We start from the raw sequence: 16616 nt of genomic DNA on the forward strand, positions 1-16616 counted from the left end.
TGGTATAAGCAAACCCTGTGCCATATCAGAGCCATCCGGTAATCATGTGGACTTATTATTCTTTTTTTCACAATACTGATTGTGCTTTCAATGAATGGGCGCAAGATGTGGGCGCTTTTGCTGGCATTTCAGTAAAAATGTCCTTATACGGGCAAAGGAGAAGAAGTCATGCCGGAACGGAATAACGACGCCTGTCTGGGCAGCCCCCTGCTGGCCGCGGCCCAGATCATCCATCGCCTGTCCAGGCTGGTCGCGGGCAATACGGACCGCAGCGGGCTTTTCAACTTTCTTTCCAAGGAGTTTCGCCTGCTCTTTCATTATGACCGCTTCAGCATCAACCTCTATGACGCCGAGCGCGAGTTTCTCAACTCTTTCGCCTCGGCGGACGGCACGGTGGTGGAGATGTTCTCCAACACGCGCATTGCCCATGATACCGTGGCCTGGCAGGCCATCCAGAGCCGCAAGCCCGTGGTCATCAATGATTTGGCCTCGCGGGGCTGGGGCGGCGGCGCATCAGCCCTGGCCGCCGCGGGGCTCAACGCCACCATCGTCCTGCCCCTGATTCTGAACCGGGAGGTCATCGGCACCCTGCACGTCTCTTTTGTGCGCCAGCCGGACAATGTGGCGGCGCTGCTGAATTTTCTGCTGGAGCTGACCCCGGTGCTGACCATTTTTCTGTTTGTGGTGCTCACCGAAGAGCGCCGGGCGCGGGACAAGGCGGCGCAACGGGCGGCGCTGAACCCGGCGGACGCGGGCGAGGCGGACGGCAGCGCCACGCGACTGGTGGACCGTCTGCTGGAAACCCAGGACATGGCCGGGGTCATGTCTGTGGCGCGCAAGGTGGCCAAGCTGCATATCCCGGTGCTGATCGTGGGCGAAACCGGCACGGGCAAGAGCATGCTGGCCCGCTGGCTGCACCGGCGCAGCCCCCGGCGTGGGGAAAACTTCATCAAGGTGAACTGCCCGTCCCTGGCGCCCACCCTGTTTGAAAGCGAAATGTTCGGCTACGCCAAGGGCGCTTTCACCGGAGCCTACGCCAAGCGCATCGGCAGAATAGAAATGGCCCAGAACGGCACGCTGTTCATGGATGAAATCGGCGAGCTTTCGCCGGACATGCAGAGCAAGCTCCTTCAGGTCATGGAGGAAAACTCCTTCGAGCGGGTGGGCGAGGCCCGCTCCATCGGCGTGGACATCCGCGTGCTGTCCGCCACCAATATTGATCTGGAAAAGGCCCTGGCCGAAGGCCGGCTGCGGCGCGACCTTTTTTACCGCCTGGCCTCGGTCATCCTGCGCCTGCCGCCGCTGCGCCAGCGCAGAAACGACATCCCCATTCTGGTGGAACACTTCATCGGCCAGTTTTCCCGGCAGTGGGATCTGCGCCCGCCGCGCCTGACCGCCAATGTGCTGCGCAACCTTTGCGAGCACGACTGGCCGGGCAATATCCGCGAACTGCGCAATGTGGTCAGCCGTATTTTGCTGCACTCTCTGGACGCGGCCGTTACCGAAGGTTTTGTGCGCGAGGTTCTGCACGAGTGGGAAAGCCCGTCAGCCCCCGCGCCCGGCGCGCCGGCGTCACCGCCCGATGACGACCTCCCGCCGGCCTCGCCCCCGAAGCGGGCTTTGCCCTCGCTGGAAGAGAATGAACGGGCCCATATTCTGGAGGCCCTGCGCCTGACCGGCGGGCGGCTGTCCGGCCCGCGCGGGGCCGCAGCCCTGCTGGGCGTGCCCCGCTCCACCCTGCAACACCGCTTGCGCAAACTGGGCATTACCGTATAGCCCCGCAACGGGCGGCGCGCACGCGCCTCAACGGCGGGGCCGCAGCTTTTCTTGAGTTTCGGCGCAAAGGCGCTTATACTTCCGTTTCTGTCAGCGCCCCCGTTTTCGGCGAATACCGCCGGAAAAGGGAGGACAATTCGGCATTTCGGAGTACGCATGCTTGATTATATCCGTTCCAACGCGCAGTCTTTCGGCGTCAAGGCGGCCTTTGGCGTCATCATTCTGGTCTTTGTCTTCTGGGGCGTGGGCAGCTTCAATGACAGGGATTCCATCAACGTGGCGGCCGTGGTCAATGGCGACCCCATCCTGGCCCAGCAGTTCGAGCAGGCCTATCATAACGCGGAGGAATCGCTGCTGCGCGGCAACCCCGGCATCACCCGCGAACAGCTCAAAGAGCGGCATCTGGGCCGCCAGGTGCTGCGCGACCTGATTCAGCGGACGCTGCTGCTTCAGGAGGCCGCGCGCGTCGGCATCAGCGTGACCCCGCTGGAACTGCGCCAGGCCGTGGGCGGCATCAGGGCCTTTCAGGACGCTCAGGGTCGCTTTGACCCGGAGGCCTATGCCCGCGTGCTGGCCGCCCAGCGCATCAGCCCCGCCCAGTATGAAAAAGACATGAGCGACCAGCTGCTGCGCGAAAAAATATTCGCCCTGATTACGGCGCCGGCCTGGGTGGACCCCGATGAAGCGCAAAACCGCTACAACTTTTTGGGGGAACGCCGCGTGGCGGACTACATCTTCATTCCGGCCGCCGGCTTCGTCGCTGACGCCAAAGTGTCGGATCAGGAAATCAGCGCCTATTATGACGCCCACAAGCAGGATTTCGCCATCCCGCCCAAGGTGGATGTGGCCTATGTGAGCGTGTCGCCCGAAACGCTGATCACGCCGGAAAGCGTCAGCGAGGCGGATGCGCGACAGTGGTATGAGGCCAACAAAAAGCGCTTTGAAGAGCAGGAACAGGTCAGGGCCGCGCATATTCTGGTGCCTCTGGCTGACAACGCGCCGGCTGAGGCGGAAAAAAAGGCCCGCGAGGATGTGGCGCAAATTCAGGCCGAACTCAAGAGCGGCAAGAGTTTCGCGGATGTGGCCGACGCCCGCAACGGCCCCAATGCGGCCGGCCCCGGCGGCGCGCTGGGCTGGATCACGCACGGCAAGACCGTGAAGCCCTTTGAAGACGCCGCATTCGCCCTGGAAGCCGGGCAGATTTCCGGGCCGGTTCGCAGCCCCTTCGGTCTGCACATCATCAAGGTGGAAGAAAAGAGGCCCGGCGGCCTCAAACCCTTCAAAGACGCGCTTCAGGAGGCGCGCCAGGGGCTGGCGCAAGAGCGGGGCGCGGACAGGCTGCACGATGTGCTGGACAGCCTGATTGAAGACAACATCCTGGGCAAGCCCCTGGCCGAAAGCGCGGCCCGTTTCGGGCTGAAGGCCGAACAGAGCGGCCTGCTCAGCCAGAGTGAGGCTGAGCAAAAGCTGGGCGTGACCCCCGGCGGGGCAGCCGCCCTCATCGCCGCGACGCCGGGCGCGCCCGTGGATACGGCCCTGGAAGCCGGCGACGCGTATCTGGTGGCCAGGGTGGTCAAAGCCGAGCCAGGCTCCATTCAGCCCCTCAGCGCGGTGAAAGAGGCCATCGCGGCCAGGCTGACCGCCGAAAAGGCCCTCAAGGCCGCTCTGGAAAGCGCCTCGGCCCGCCGCAAGGAACTGAAGGACGGCCCCTTGCCCGGCGCCCTGAAAGCGAGCCTGAACATCAAAACGGCTCCGGTTATGGGGCGCGGCGACAACCTGGCGGATTTCGCGCCAGACGCGGCCCTCTCCGAAGCCATTTTTGCGGCCAGACCCGAAACCTGGCTGCCCGCGGCCTATGCCGCGGAAGGCAAAAGCGAAGGGCCGGGCGCCCTGCTCTGTCGCGTGGCCGCCGTGCGGCCGCCCGATCCGCAAGAGTGGGACAGCGCGCGCGATCTGATGACCGGCAGCGTGTCCCGCGAACGGATGGACGGCCTGTACCAGCTTTTCATGCAGAATCTGGCCTCCAGGGCCAAGGTGGAGATATTGAACCCGAATATCGTGGATCGCGTGAACATGTAGCGCGCCTCGCGCAAGCCGGGCCGAGCCGGGGCGGTCTTGTGCCGGATGCGCCCGGCTTCAAGGACGGTTTCTGGCCCCTTCAAGGCCCCTTTCGCGCCGCGCCGGGTTCTTGTCCGGCGCTGGAAGTCATTTCTGCGAATCATGAAGCGTGAACACCTCGCCATGCGCGGGGTTTTGCCGGGAGAAACAGCCTATGTGCGGCATTATCGGTTATGCGGGGCATCGGCCCGCCGTGCCCGTGGTGGTGGAGGGCCTGCGCCGTCTGGAATACCGCGGCTATGATTCCGCCGGTGTGGCCTTTGTGCGTCAGGGCGGCCTGCGCGTGATGCGGGCCAAGGGCAAACTGGCGGCCCTGGAGGAAAAGCTGGCGCGGGAGCCGGTTTCCACAGCCACCTGCGCCATGGGCCATACCCGCTGGGCCACGCACGGCGTGCCGGCAGAGCGCAACGCCCACCCCCATCTGAGCAATGACGGTTCCCTGGCGCTGGTGCATAACGGCATCATTGAAAACTATCAGGAAATCAAGGCCGAGCTGGCGGCCAAGGGCTATGTTTTTCATTCCGAAACCGATACGGAAGTGCTGGTCAATCTCATTGCCGAACGCCGCAAAAGCGAATCCGACCTGCTGCACGCCTTCGCGGCGGCCCTGCGCGAGGCCCACGGGGCCTACGCGGTCTGCCTCATGGACAACGCCGAGCCGGAAACCATTTACGCCGCGCGCATGTCCGCGCCGCTGATCTTCGGCCTGGGCACGGGTGAAAATTTTGTGGCCTCGGACATTCCGGCCTTTCTGCCGTATACCCGGCGGGTGATCTTTCTGGAGGACGGCGAAATAGTGCGGGCCACACCCGCGCGCCATGAGATTCTGCGCCTGTCGGATCTCACCCCTGTGGAACATGAGGCGCAGACAATCCAGTGGGACATGCAGGCCGCGCAAAAGGGCGGCCACCGCCATTTCATGCTCAAGGAAATTTTTGAGCAGCCGCGCGTGATCAGCGACGGCCTGACCGGCAGGGTCAACGCCGCGCGCGACGCGGCCCTGCTGCCGGAACTGGACGCCCTGCCCGCGCCGCGCCGCCTGCATATCGTGGCCTGCGGCACCTCGTACCATTCAGGGCTCTGGGGCAGGCATCTGCTGGAGCACTGGGCCGGGGTTCCGGTGCAGGTGGAAATAGCCTCGGAGTTTCGCTACCGCGACAGCCTGCTTCTGAATCAGGAAGAGATGGCGCTGGTCATCAGCCAGAGCGGCGAAACCGCCGACACCCTGGCGGCCCTGCGGGTCGCCCGTGAGCGCGGCGTGCCGGTGCTGGGGCTTTGCAATGTGGTGGGTTCTTCCATCGCGCGCGAATCCTCGGCCGTGATCTACACCCAGGCCGGGCCGGAAATCAGCGTGGCCTCCACCAAGGCCATGTGCAGCCAGATGCTCACCCTGGCTCTGATGGCCCTGTACTGGGGCGGCCGCCGGAACATCCTGCCCGAAGCGCGGCGACGTGAGCTCATCGGCCTGCTGGAATCCCTGCCCGCCCTTCTGGACGACCACCTGCCGGCCATGCACGACAGGGCCCGCGAGCTTTCGCGCAAATACGCCCAGGCCCGCGATTTCTTCTATCTCGGCCGTGGGCACTGTTACCCCCTGGCTCTGGAAGGGGCGCTCAAACTCAAGGAACTGTCCTACATCCACGCCGAGGGCTATGCCGCGGGCGAAATGAAGCACGGGCCCATCGCGCTTATTGATCCGGCCTTTCCCACCTTTGCCCTGGCCCTGGACGACGCGCTTTTTCCCAAGGTCAAATCCAATATTGTGGAAGTGCAGGCCCGGCAGGGCAAGGTCATCGCCCTGACCAATCCGGGGCTGGAACTGGCTGTGGACGACCCCTGGATCATCCCCGCCCTGCCCGTGCCCCTGGCCGCCTTCATGGCCCTGCCCGCGCTCCAGCTTTTCAGCTATGAAATGGCGGACTATCTGGGCAAGGATGTGGATCAGCCGCGCAATCTGGCCAAAAGCGTCACTGTGGAGTAAGAACGGCCGGGTCATGACCAGAACCCGCAGTGCGGGCCGGGAACCTTCTTGCCCGCGCAGGCGCGATGGGCTATCCTGAGCGCATGCGTTCCATGCCGCCATCTGCGCCGAAACTCTTTTTGCCCGCTGATCTTTACGGCGTGACGGGCTGGCCCCTGGCCCAGACCCTTTCCCCGCTGCTGCACAACACCGGTTTTCAGACCCTGGGCATTCCGGCGGTCTATCTGCGCTGGGAAGTGCCGCCGGAGCGCCTGCCCGCCTTTGTGGACAGCGTGCGCCTGCTTGGCGTCAAGGGCTGCTCGGTGACCATTCCGCACAAGATGGCCCTCTTGCCCCTGCTGGACAGGGTCAGCCCCCAGGCCGGGCTGGCCGGCGCGGTCAACACCATCTATTGGGACGGCGCGGCCCTCTGCGGCGAAAATACCGACGTGAGCGGTTTTCTGGCCCCTCTGGCGGGCATGCCCCTGGAAAATATGGACGCCCTGCTGCTGGGCGCGGGCGGCGCGGCCCACGCCGTGGCCGCGGGGCTGCGTCTGCGGCGCTGCCGCAAGGTCTTTGCGGCCACGCCCTCCAACCGCAGCCATCTGCCCCTGGCCGAGCGCTTCGGTTTTACGCCCGTACCCTGGGAGCAGCGCCACGATGTGCCCGCCGGCCTGATCATCAATGCCACGCCTCTGGGCATGCGCGGCAAACATGAGGGCGAAAGCCCCTATGATTTCAGCCTGTCCGCCCCCGTCCGCGCGGCGGGCGTCACAGGCGCGGCCAGCGGAGACGCCCGCGTTGACACGGCTCCCGTCGCTTACGATATTGTGTACAATCCGCTGGAAACCCGTTTTCTGCGCGAGGCGCGCCGGGCCGGGCGACGTTGCGTCACGGGCCTGGAGATGTTTTTCGGCCAGGGCGACGCCCAGTTCCGGCTCTGGACCGGCAGGCCCCTGCCCCCCGAAGCCCGCCGCAATCTGGAAAAGGCGCTGTACGGCGCGCCATGACGCACACTCACACCACAGGGCGCATCCATGAACATTCTGATCCTGCACGGCGTCAATCTGAACATGTTCGGCAAGCGCGACCCGGCCCATTACGGCACGGCCACGCTGGCGGACATCAACGCGGCCCTGACGGGCCTGGCCAAAACGCTGGGCGCGGGCCTCGTCGCCTTTCAGACCAATCATGAAGGTGAAATGGTGGAGCGCATCCACCGCATCCCCGAGGAAGACATCCAGGCCGTGGTCATCAACGCCGGCGCCTGGACCCACTACAGCCACGCCATTGCGGACGCCCTGGCCATTCTGAGCGTGCCCGTGGTGGAGGTGCACATGTCCAACGTGCACGCGCGCGAAGCCTTTCGCCACAATTCCGTGCTGGCCCCGGTCTGCGCGGGCAGCATCGCGGGATTTGGCGTAAACAGCTATCTTCTGGGGCTGCGCGCCGCCTGCGACATGGCGCAAAGGGCGCCGGCAGAAAAAAAATAACTTGATATTTTTTGATATGGGCAGACCCCAGTGTCTCATTGCAAAAATTCCGCGAAGAATTTTTGCGGGATCGTTCGCGAAAAAACGTGGTTTTTCGCGAATGAACCCGGCTACGCCGCCGTAAAACCCCGCGGGTTTTGCAGTGTCCGCTTTTGCAAGCAGACACTAGATTTTTGGCCTATTCTCCTGTAGACACAAAAAAAAATTTAACTTTTCCCGCTTCTGTCCGTCAGCTTCTAACCAGAGAGTTGCCATGAACGACGCCATTAACCTGAGCCGGATGCGCGACGCCGCCTTTACGGCGGAAGTGGAGGCGCAAAGCGGCCAAAACGTGTCCACCTGCTACCAGTGCGGCAATTGCACGGCCGGCTGCCCGGCGGGTTTCGCCTATGACCGGCAGGTCAACCAGATCATGCGCGGCGTGCAGCTCGGCCTGAAAGACGAGGTGCTCAACTCGCGCTCCATCTGGATGTGCCTGTCCTGTTCCACCTGTTCGCTGCGCTGCCCCAACAATATAGATGTGGCGGCGGTCATGGAAACCCTGCGCCACATGGCCCGCAAGGAAGGCCGGGTGGCCGTGCCCAAGGTGGAGAAGTTCTGGTTTTCCTTTCTCGACACGGTGCGCGCCTTTGGCCGCTCCTATGAAATCGGCACAATGGCGCTGTACATGATGCGCTCCATGCGCCTGTTCACGGATCTCGACCTCGCGCCCGAAGCGCTGAAAAAGAAAAAGCTGGGCTTCAAGCCCCACGTCATTCCCGGCGGCGCCGACGCGGTGGCCCGGATCATGCAGCGCTATAAAGAGCGCGCCAGGCGCGAGGGGGTGCGGCCATGAAGTTTGCCTACTATCCCGGCTGTTCCGCCAAGGGTTCTTCGGCGGATTATGAAAAATCCACCCAGGCCGTGTGCGCGACCCTGGGCCTTTACCTTGAGGAACTGCCGGGCTGGAACTGCTGCGGCTCCACCCCGGCCCATGCCGTGGACGCCGAGCTTTCCGCCGCGCTCTGCGTGCGCAACCTGGATATCGCGGCCCGCGAGCAGGTCGAAACCGTGCTGACGCCCTGCCCCAGCTGCCTTTCCAACCTGCGCCACGCGGCCAGGCGCATGGAAAATCCGCGGTTTCGCGCGCGCGTGGACGAGCTGCTGGACAGCCCGGCGGCGGCGGCGCGCCTTCCCGAAGTCACCTCGGTGATGCAGGGCCTCGCGCGGGTTTACGACGCCAGCGCCATTGCCGCGCAGGTGAAAAAAAGCCTCAAGGGCGTCAGGCTGGCCGCCTATTACGGCTGCCTCATGAGCCGCCCGCCCGAAATCATGAATTTCGGCGACCCGGAAAACCCCACGCTCATGGAAAGCCTGCTCTCCGCCTGTGGCGCGGAAATGGTGGATTTTCCACTCAAGACCGCCTGTTGCGGCGCGTCATTCGGCATTCCGGAACGGGCCATGACCGCGCGCAATTCGGGCCGCATTCTGGAGCTGGCCACCCAACTGGGCGTGGATGCCGTGGTGGTGGCCTGCCCGCTCTGCCAGATGAATCTTGATCTGCGCCAGAAGCAGGCCGCCAAGGAGGCTGACGCCTTCTTCCGCATGCCCGTGCTCTACTTCACGCAGGTGATGGGCCTGGCCTTCGGCATTGCGCCTGAACATCTCGGGCTTGAAAAACTCCGCGTCAGCGCCGATGAACTGCTGCGCAAGATCGACGCGCAGGCCGGCGAAGGAGACAGATAATGAGAATAGGCGTCTTTATCTGCCATTGCGGCAGCAATATCGGCGGCACTGTGGACTGCGCGAAAGTGGCTGAAATCGCCCGCGGTTTCCCGGATGTGGTGTATGCCGACGACCCCATGTACACCTGCGCCGAGCCGGGCCAGGCCGCCATTGAGGCGGCCATACACGAACACAGGCTGGACGGCGTGGTGGTGGCCTCCTGCACGCCGCGCATGCACGAGCCCACCTTCCGCCGCACTGTGGAGCGGGCCGGGCTCAACCGCTACATGTTTGAAATGGCCAATATCCGCGAACATGTCTCCTGGATCGGCCGCGACAAGGAAGCCAATACCAACAAGTCAGCCGAGCTGGTGCGCCTGGCTGTGGAAAAGCTGCGCAACAACAAGCCCCTGACGGCCAAATCCTTCGACGTGACCAGAAAGGTGCTGATCATCGGCGGCGGCGTGGCGGGCATCCAGGCCGCGCTGGACTGCGCCGACGGCGGCGTGCCCGTGATTCTGGTAGAGCGCGAAGCCACCATCGGCGGCAAAATGGCCAAACTGGACAAGACCTTTCCCACGGTGGACTGTTCGGCCTGTATTCTGGGCCCCAAGATGGTGGACGTGGCCCAGCACCCCAACATCACCCTCTACGCCTATTCGGAAGTGGAGGACATTTCGGGCTATGTGGGCAATTTCACGGTGAAAATCCGCAAGAAGGCCACCCATGTGGACTGGAGCAAATGCACCGGCTGCGGGGCCTGCACCGAAAAATGCCCCAGCAAAAAAACGCCCGACGCCTTCAATGAATTTACCGGCCCCACCACGGCCATCAGCATCGCCTTTCCGCAGGCCATTCCCAAAAAGGCGGTCATCAACGCCGCGCACTGCCGTCAGCTCGTCAAGGGCAAATGCGGCGTCTGCGCCAAGGTCTGCCCCACGGGCGCCATCAGCTACGACATGCAGGATGAAATCGTCACCGAGGAGGTGGGCTCCATCGTGGCGGCCACGGGCTATGACCTCATGGATTGGAGCGTGTATGAGGAATACGGCGGCGGCAAGTACTCCGACGTGATCACTTCGCTTCAGTACGAGCGCATCATGTCGGCCTCCGGCCCCACGGGCGGGCATATCGTGCGGCCTTCCGACGGGCGCGAGCCGCAGAAGGTGGTCTTCATCCAGTGCGTGGGCTCGCGCGACAGGTCCGTCGGCCGCCCCTACTGCTCCGGCTTCTGCTGCATGTACACCGCCAAACAGGCCGTGCTGACCAAGGATCACATTCCCACTTCCCAGTCCTACGTCTTTTACATGGACATCCGCGCGCCGGGCAAGATGTATGACGAGTTCACCCGCCGGGCCGTGGAGGAATACGGCACGGAATACATCCGCGGCCGCGTTTCGCGTATTTACCCCGACGGCAACGGGCAGTATGTGGTCATGGGCGTGGATACCCTGCTGGGCGAACCTGTGGAAATCAGGGCCGACCTGGTGGTGCTGGCCGTGGGCATCGAGGCCAGCAAGGGTTCGCCCCAGCTGGCCGAAAAGCTGCGCATCTCTTACGATCATTACGGCTTTTTCATGGAAAGCCATGTGAAGCTCAAACCCGTTGAAACCAATACCGCCGGCGTATTCCTGGCCGGCGTTTGTCAGGGGGCCAAGGACATTCCGGCCTCCGTGGCCCAGGGTTCGGCGGCGGCGGCCAAAGTGCTGGCCCTGTTCGCCAGGGACAAGCTGGAGAGCGACCCGCAGATAGCCCAGGTGGACATCCGCCGTTGCGTGAACTGCGGCAAGTGCATCCGCTGCTGCCCCTTCGGGGCCATCAAGGAAGTGGAAATCCGGGGCGAAGGCAAGGCCCAGGTCATTGAGACTGTCTGCCAGGGCTGCGGCCTGTGCACGGCCACCTGTCCGCAGGGCGCCATCCAGCTCTCACACGCCACCGACAACCAGATTCTTGCGGAGGTGAACGCGCTATGCCAGTGCTGAAAGGCAAAGAACTGCGGATTGTGGGTTTTCTCTGCAACTGGTGCTCTTACGGCGGCGCCGACACGGCCGGGGTCGCCCGCGCCGGGCAACCCACGGATCTGCGGATTATCCGTGTGCCCTGTTCGGGCCGCGTTGACCCGCTCTTTATCGTCAAGGCCCTGCTCAACGGCGCGGACGGCGTGCTGGTTTCCGGCTGCCACCCGCGCGACTGCCACTACGCCGCGGGCAACTTCTATGCCCGCCGCCGTCTGGAAGTGCTCAAGCAATTTCTGCCCGTGCTGGGCATTGACGACCGGCGCTTTGAATACACCTGGGTTTCGGCCTCGGAAGGGCAGCGCTGGCAGCAGGTGGTCACGGTATTTACCGAGCGCATCCACAAGCTGGGCCCCGCGCCCCGTCTGGAAGACGCCGAACCCCTGCTGAAAATCGCCGACATGGCCCTGACCGCGTTGCGTCCCCTGGGTACCGGGCAGACGGCCGCCCTGGATCAGCTCAAGGAGGCCATCAAGGCCAAACTGCCGGAGCTGGATTGCGTCATCGGCTGGCGGCAGGGCTACGACGGCGCGCACACCGTGCCGCTGTTCATGAAAACCCCGGAAGATGTGGACAAGCTGGTCTGGGGGCCCTTCAACGTCAATAACCCCGCCGTCTACCTGCCCTCGTTCAAGGGCAAGAAGGTGGGCATTGTGGTCAAGGGCTGCGACTCGCGCTCGGTGGTGGAACTGCTGCAGGAAAACCTGATCAGACGCGAAGACGTGACCATCTTCGCCCTGCCCTGCGAAGGCACGCTGGACATGGCGCGGGTCAATCAGGAGCTTGGACGCTACAGCAAAATCGACAAGGTGGCCTATGACGAGGCCGGCGTAACCATAACGGCCGACGGCAAGGAGCGCCGCTTCTGCATGGCCGACTTCGCGCAGGGCAAATGCTACGGCTGCACCACGCCCATGGCCGTGCTGGCCGACGCCCGCGCGGGCCAGCCGGTCAGGGTTGAGCCCGGCCCCTACACGCCGCCGGAGCTGGCCCTGCTGGACTCCATGAGCCTTGAAGAGCGCATGGCCTTCTGGCGCGGCCAGATGGAGCGTTGCCTGCGCTGCTACGCCTGCCGCAACGCCTGCCCCATGTGCGTCTGCCGTGATTTCTGCGTCTCCGACAGCCGCGACCCGCACTGGATGAGCCAGGAGGACAGCACGCGCGAAAAACTCTTTTTCCAGACCATCCACGCCCTGCATCTGGCCGGGCGCTGCACGGGCTGCGGCGAATGCCAGCGGGCCTGCCCGGTGGGCATTCCCATCCTGGCCCTGCGCCAGCAGATAGCCCGCGCCGTGGGCCAGCTCTTTGACTACAAGGCCGGTCTTGATCCCGCCGCCGTGCCGCCGCTGCTGGGCTATGAACTGGAAGAAAAGAACATTCATGAGAGGGACTGGAAATGAGCATGACCCGCTTTGTCACATCCGACGGCCTGCCCGGCTTTCTGGCCTTCCTCTCGCAAGATGGCCGGCGCGTGCTCGTGCCGGTGGAAAAACCGGCCAACAAGCGTTCCGTGGTCTTTGAGCCGTGGAGCAAGGGCATGCCCTTCACCCTTGAAAAGGCCACCGTGCCGCCCAAGGCCGCCGTACTGCCCCAGAGCGAAACCCTGGTGCGCTACAAAAAAACAAAAGACCCGGAAAATCCCGAACGCGTGACCATCAGCCTGGACGACAGCATCGAGGCTCAGCCCACGGTGGTCTTTGCCTGCCGCCCCTGCGACGCGCGCGGCTTTGCCGTGCTGGATCGCCCCTACATGCAAGGCCCCTTTGCCGACCCCTATTACAAGGCCCGGCGCGAGGCGCTCACAGTGATCGCCATCACCTGCCCCAGCGGCTGCAATACCTGTTTCTGCCACTGGGTAGGCGGCGGCCCCTCGTCGCCCGAGGGTTCGGATGCGCTGATGACCGAGGTGGAAGGAGGCTATGTGCTTCAGGCCGTGACGCCCCGGGGCGAGGCGCTGCTGGCGGCTTCGGGCCTGCCTGACGGCGCGGAACAGTTCCCCCTGGCCGAAGCGGCGCGCAAGGCCGCCTGGGCCACGCTGGAGCCCGCTCCGGCCATCAAGGACGCGCCTGAAAAACTGGCGGCCCTGTTCACCAATACGGAGTTTTGGCAGAACTGGACCGACCGCTGTCTGTCCTGCGGGGCATGCACCTATTTCTGCCCCACCTGTTACTGCTTCAGCATTACGGACGAAGGCGAGGGCCTGAGCGAAAAAGGCGGACGCCGCCTGCGCAGCTGGGACAACTGCATGTCCTCGCTGTTCACCCGCGAGGCCAGCGGTCACAACCCGCGCATGCTCAAGGCTTTCCGCATGCGCAACCGCGTATCGCACAAGTTCTCCACCTATCCTGAAAACTGGGGGGCTTTCTCCTGCAACGGCTGCGGCCGCTGCATCAGCAACTGCCCCGTTTGCCTGGATATCCGCGCCATAGTGCTTGCCGCGCTCAACGCAGACCAGGCCACCGCCGAGTAGAGGAGCTGACGCATGGCTACCAAGAAAACTTCCGGCAAAGCCAAAACCGCATCCAAGGCGGCCCCCAAGGCCGCGCCCAAAACCGCGCCCAAGAAAGCTCCCGGAGAGGCCACGCCCAAAAAGAACGTGACGCCCAAGCCCAAGGCCGCCGCGCCCGTGACCGCTCAGCCGGTTTCACCGGCCGTGCGCCCGGACGCGAAGCTTGTGGCGCGTGAAGAGCGCGCGCCCGTCATACGGGAAGAAGGCGAACTGGCCGTCAGGGAAAGCGCCGCGCCCGCCACGGTGGAAACGCCCGCCGCAGCTCCGGCTTCGGCCCCCAAAACCAGGGGCAAATCCGCCGGGTCTTCCCAATCGCCCGCCAGGGCCAGGGGCATGCTGCGGGAAATCCCGCCCAGGCCAAAGCCGCAGGGCAATCCCTACAAGCCCATGCCCGCCACAGTGGCCGAAGTCATCCAGGAAACCGGCAACATCAAAACCCTGCGGGTCATTCTGGACAACCCCGAAGACATGCAGTCCTTCACCCATGAGCCGGGTCAGGTGGGCCAGCTTTCGGTGTTCGGCGCGGGCGAGGCCACCTTTGTCATCAATTCCCCGCCGTCCATGAAGGAGTATCTGCAATTCTCCGTCATGCAGGCCGGTGAAGTGACCGCCGCCATCCACCGCGTATCGCCCGGCGACAAGGTGGGCGTGCGCGCGCCCCTGGGCAATTTCTTTCCCTACAACGACTGGAAGGGCAAGAACGTCTTCTTTGTGGGCGGCGGCATCGGCATGGCCCCCATTCGCACCATCATGCTGCACCTGCTGGAACACAAGGCGGATTACGGCAAGATCAGCCTGCTCTACGGGGCGCGCACGCCGCGCGACATGGCCTACAGCTATGAGCTGGACGACTGGCTGCGCCGCCCCGATCTGGACTGCACCCTGTGCATTGACGCCCCCTTTGAGGGCTGGAAGCACAAGGTGGGGCTGATCCCCAATGTGCTGCTGGAGCTGAACCCCGACCCGGCCAATTGTGTGGCCGTGCTCTGCGGGCCCCCGATCATGATCAAGTTCACGGCGCAGGCCCTGCAAAAGCTGAACTTCGCGCCGGAAAACATTGTCACCACCCTGGAAAAACGCATGAAATGCGGCATCGGCATTTGCGGGCGATGCAATATCGGCGGCCGTTACGTCTGCGTGGACGGGCCGGTGTTTACCTGGAAGGAATTGCAGAACCTGCCGCCGGAGCTGTAGGCCGTCAGCCGCCTGCGCGCCCTGCCGGGGATGCGGTCGTCGGAAATTGCCCGGCGGCCGCTTTTAGCGCCTGTTGGCAGGCGCGGGCTTGTGGATAATGAAAAAAATGCGTTGCTTCAGCCAAGGAGAAAGAATGAAAAAAATGCTTCTTCTCTGCTGCCTTATGCTGAGCCTGCCTGTGGCGGCCCGGGCGGCGGACGAAAAAATTGACCCGGCCACCTATATTTGCGCCGAACTGGTGGCGGCCAGCGTTTCCGGCCAGCCGCCGCTGTTCGAGGGGCTGCAGATCGACGGCTACGCCGCCGCCGCGCAGGGGCAAACCGTGGCCGACCCCGCGATCATGGCCCCGCTGCTGGAGCAGGTCTATGCCGCCTGCCAGGCCAAGCCCACGGAAAAGATGCTCACCCTCTGGCAGGAGGCCCGCAAAAACCATCCCGCGCCCGACGACAGCCCCTGGCGCGCGGACAAAACCACCTGCAAACAGTACAGCGACAACGAAGACGACGGCAGCGGTTTTGTAATCTGGCTGGACGGCTATAACCGCCAGAAGAGCGGCAAGCCCGGTTCGGTGCTGGAAAGCGACGCCGCTCTCAACGCCTATCTGGAGGCCTGCGCCAAAAAGCCGGAAAGCCTGATGCTCGACGTCATGCGGGAAAGCCTCAACTAGTGTCTAATGGCAAAAATTCCGCGCGGAATTCCGCGAAGAATTTTTGCGGGATCGTTCGCGAAGAAACGTGGTTTTTCGCAGATGAACCCGGTCGCGCCGCCGCAAAACCCTTATGGATTTTGTAGCGTCTGCTTTTGCAAGCAGACGCTAAGGAATCTTGCTGATGAAAATATCTGTAAGACAGATATTTTCATCAGCTTTCGCTGCATTTCGGGGAAAGCGCGGCTTTTCGCCTTATTACGGCGCGGGCGTCTGCTCCCGCTTCGCTCCAGCCGTTGCGACGAAGAAGCCGCGGATGGAGACGGCAATCAGCTACCGCGACAGGCGGCCACCGGAACCGCTGGCGCTCTCCGTAAGCAGGCAGGGCTTGTTAACGGCTACCGCCGCCGGAGCGTTTACGCAACTCCATTGCGAAAACGCTCCTGAACAAATTGACTTTCATATTTTACAAATCTGAAAGTCTGCGACGCCCCGCAGCAAAGAAATGACAGAGCGTTTTGCCGAAAATGGGCAAAACGCTCTGTCAAAGTATCCCCAAACGCTGTGGGCCGCGGTGCGAGCGCCGTTTGTCAGTGTGCTGCGCCGCCCGTCTGATGTTGCGCGGAAAGGGCGGCGTCTGCGCCTAAAAATTTCTGGGCTTGCAGAGAATCTCGTTGATCTTTGTTTCCAGAATATTGTTGGCGTGCGCCGGATGCATGACAACGGCGGTATCAGCCCCTCTGCCGCTGCCCGCCACCACAATGACTTCCTCGCCGTATGGAATCAGGCCCGCGTCCAGCGCCATAACCGCAATCTCAACGCAAACTTTGACGCCCTGCCCCAGCATGCGCAGAGCGTCAGCCATAAGTTCCACCGGGCTTATGCCGCCATGTTTTCTGCTGATGCCCCGTTCGGCGCCGCTGAGCGCATGGGTGGCGCTCAGCACCCGAATGCCCGCGCGTTCCAGCTCTTCCCTGACCGCATCCGTCATCTTCGCCCTGCCCGGCTCCCTGAAGCCGTAGGCATAGGTCACGCAGACCACCTTCGCCGCGCCGACCCCGGCAAAAAGCCTGGCCGTATCGCCGCTGCCGCTGGCCACCACAACATGCCGGATATTTCTTTCCGCCGCGGTTTTTGTGGCCATATCCACACACGCTCTGGTATTGGCCGCGCCCTTTTCCTCAAAATACATTGCAGACCT

The 16616-nt window shown here is 63.5% G+C and carries 14 protein-coding genes; 13 read left to right on the forward strand and 1 reads right to left on the reverse strand.

Annotated features, from left to right (window positions below):
* Nucleotides 1-168 precede the first annotated feature (168 nt).
* The 13 genes from ACQRA4_RS01435 to ACQRA4_RS01495 all read left to right on the forward strand — a co-directional run bounded on the left by ACQRA4_RS01435 (nucleotide 169) and on the right by ACQRA4_RS01495 (nucleotide 15893).
* On the forward strand, nucleotides 169-1776 hold the full coding sequence (locus ACQRA4_RS01435; protein WP_427821291.1) for a sigma 54-interacting transcriptional regulator: 1608 nt from the start codon (nucleotides 169-171) through the stop codon (nucleotides 1774-1776).
* 156 nt (nucleotides 1777-1932) lie between these two features.
* Complete coding sequence (locus ACQRA4_RS01440; protein WP_427821292.1) at nucleotides 1933-3855, forward strand: SurA N-terminal domain-containing protein; 1923 nt, start codon at nucleotides 1933-1935, stop codon at nucleotides 3853-3855.
* A 193-nt stretch (nucleotides 3856-4048) separates the two neighbouring features.
* Nucleotides 4049-5875, forward strand: a complete 1827-nt coding sequence (gene glmS / locus ACQRA4_RS01445; protein ID WP_427821293.1) for a glutamine--fructose-6-phosphate transaminase (isomerizing) — start codon at nucleotides 4049-4051, stop codon at nucleotides 5873-5875.
* A 92-nt stretch (nucleotides 5876-5967) separates the two neighbouring features.
* Nucleotides 5968-6864 carry a shikimate dehydrogenase family protein gene (locus tag ACQRA4_RS01450; protein ID WP_427821294.1) on the forward strand — a complete coding sequence of 299 codons (897 nt, stop codon included), beginning with the start codon at nucleotides 5968-5970 and terminating at the stop codon, nucleotides 6862-6864.
* Nucleotides 6865-6891: 27 nt separating this feature from the next.
* Nucleotides 6892-7347: a type II 3-dehydroquinate dehydratase gene (gene aroQ / locus ACQRA4_RS01455; RefSeq protein ID WP_427821295.1), complete on the forward strand. Its 456-nt coding sequence runs from the start codon at nucleotides 6892-6894 to the stop codon at nucleotides 7345-7347.
* Nucleotides 7348-7600: 253 nt separating this feature from the next.
* Nucleotides 7601-8182, forward strand: a complete 582-nt coding sequence (locus ACQRA4_RS01460) for a 4Fe-4S dicluster domain-containing protein (RefSeq protein ID WP_427821296.1) — start codon at nucleotides 7601-7603, stop codon at nucleotides 8180-8182.
* The gene (locus ACQRA4_RS01465; RefSeq protein WP_427821297.1) at nucleotides 8179-9072 is read left to right on the forward strand and encodes a CoB--CoM heterodisulfide reductase iron-sulfur subunit B family protein; all 894 of its coding nucleotides are present in this window, start codon (nucleotides 8179-8181) and stop codon (nucleotides 9070-9072) included. The genes ACQRA4_RS01460 and ACQRA4_RS01465 overlap by 4 nt, the downstream gene beginning before the upstream one ends.
* Nucleotides 9072-11033, forward strand: a complete 1962-nt coding sequence (locus ACQRA4_RS01470) for a 4Fe-4S binding protein (RefSeq protein ID WP_427821298.1) — start codon at nucleotides 9072-9074, stop codon at nucleotides 11031-11033. The genes ACQRA4_RS01465 and ACQRA4_RS01470 overlap by 1 nt, the downstream gene beginning before the upstream one ends.
* The gene (locus ACQRA4_RS01475) at nucleotides 11021-12466 is read left to right on the forward strand and encodes a hydrogenase iron-sulfur subunit (RefSeq protein ID WP_427821299.1); all 1446 of its coding nucleotides are present in this window, start codon (nucleotides 11021-11023) and stop codon (nucleotides 12464-12466) included. Before ACQRA4_RS01470 ends, ACQRA4_RS01475 begins: the two co-directional genes overlap by 13 nt.
* Entirely contained in the window at nucleotides 12463-13536 is a 1074-nt protein-coding gene (locus tag ACQRA4_RS01480; protein WP_427821300.1) for a 4Fe-4S dicluster domain-containing protein, read from the forward strand. Before ACQRA4_RS01475 ends, ACQRA4_RS01480 begins: the two co-directional genes overlap by 4 nt.
* A gap of 372 nt (nucleotides 13537-13908) precedes the next feature.
* Nucleotides 13909-14769, forward strand: coding sequence for an FAD/NAD(P)-binding protein (locus tag ACQRA4_RS01485; RefSeq protein ID WP_427821315.1), 861 nt, complete (start codon nucleotides 13909-13911; stop codon nucleotides 14767-14769).
* Between the two features lie 133 nt (nucleotides 14770-14902).
* Nucleotides 14903-15436, forward strand: a complete 534-nt coding sequence (locus ACQRA4_RS01490) for a hypothetical protein (protein ID WP_427821301.1) — start codon at nucleotides 14903-14905, stop codon at nucleotides 15434-15436.
* A 163-nt stretch (nucleotides 15437-15599) separates the two neighbouring features.
* Complete coding sequence (locus tag ACQRA4_RS01495) at nucleotides 15600-15893, forward strand: hypothetical protein (RefSeq protein WP_427821302.1); 294 nt, start codon at nucleotides 15600-15602, stop codon at nucleotides 15891-15893.
* A 165-nt stretch (nucleotides 15894-16058) separates the two neighbouring features.
* Here the strand turns inward: ACQRA4_RS01495 and ACQRA4_RS01500 are convergent.
* Nucleotides 16059-16616: pyruvate kinase alpha/beta domain-containing protein (locus tag ACQRA4_RS01500; RefSeq protein WP_427821303.1), on the reverse strand; the 558-nt coding region annotated here is incomplete at its 5' end.

Origin of the sequence: Desulfovibrio sp. SGI.169 (assembly GCF_050313595.1) — a bacterium.
GTDB lineage: Bacteria > Desulfobacterota > Desulfovibrionia > Desulfovibrionales > Desulfovibrionaceae > Desulfovibrio.

What these genes read in the sequence shown, in the direction of transcription:
- ACQRA4_RS01435 (WP_427821291.1), top strand. Translation starts at nt 169, where the DNA reads ATGCCGGAACGGAATAACGACGCCTGTCTGGGCAGCCCCCTGCTGGCC.
- ACQRA4_RS01440 (WP_427821292.1), top strand. Translation starts at nt 1,933, where the DNA reads ATGCTTGATTATATCCGTTCCAACGCGCAGTCTTTCGGCGTCAAGGCG.
- glmS (WP_427821293.1), top strand. Translation starts at nt 4,049, where the DNA reads ATGTGCGGCATTATCGGTTATGCGGGGCATCGGCCCGCCGTGCCCGTG.
- ACQRA4_RS01450 (WP_427821294.1), top strand. Translation starts at nt 5,968, where the DNA reads ATGCCGCCATCTGCGCCGAAACTCTTTTTGCCCGCTGATCTTTACGGC.
- aroQ (WP_427821295.1), top strand. Translation starts at nt 6,892, where the DNA reads ATGAACATTCTGATCCTGCACGGCGTCAATCTGAACATGTTCGGCAAG.
- ACQRA4_RS01460 (WP_427821296.1), top strand. Translation starts at nt 7,601, where the DNA reads ATGAACGACGCCATTAACCTGAGCCGGATGCGCGACGCCGCCTTTACG.
- ACQRA4_RS01465 (WP_427821297.1), top strand. Translation starts at nt 8,179, where the DNA reads ATGAAGTTTGCCTACTATCCCGGCTGTTCCGCCAAGGGTTCTTCGGCG.
- ACQRA4_RS01470 (WP_427821298.1), top strand. Translation starts at nt 9,072, where the DNA reads ATGAGAATAGGCGTCTTTATCTGCCATTGCGGCAGCAATATCGGCGGC.
- ACQRA4_RS01475 (WP_427821299.1), top strand. Translation starts at nt 11,021, where the DNA reads ATGCCAGTGCTGAAAGGCAAAGAACTGCGGATTGTGGGTTTTCTCTGC.
- ACQRA4_RS01480 (WP_427821300.1), top strand. Translation starts at nt 12,463, where the DNA reads ATGAGCATGACCCGCTTTGTCACATCCGACGGCCTGCCCGGCTTTCTG.
- ACQRA4_RS01485 (WP_427821315.1), top strand. Translation starts at nt 13,909, where the DNA reads ATGCTGCGGGAAATCCCGCCCAGGCCAAAGCCGCAGGGCAATCCCTAC.
- ACQRA4_RS01490 (WP_427821301.1), top strand. Translation starts at nt 14,903, where the DNA reads ATGAAAAAAATGCTTCTTCTCTGCTGCCTTATGCTGAGCCTGCCTGTG.
- ACQRA4_RS01495 (WP_427821302.1), top strand. Translation starts at nt 15,600, where the DNA reads ATGAAAATATCTGTAAGACAGATATTTTCATCAGCTTTCGCTGCATTT.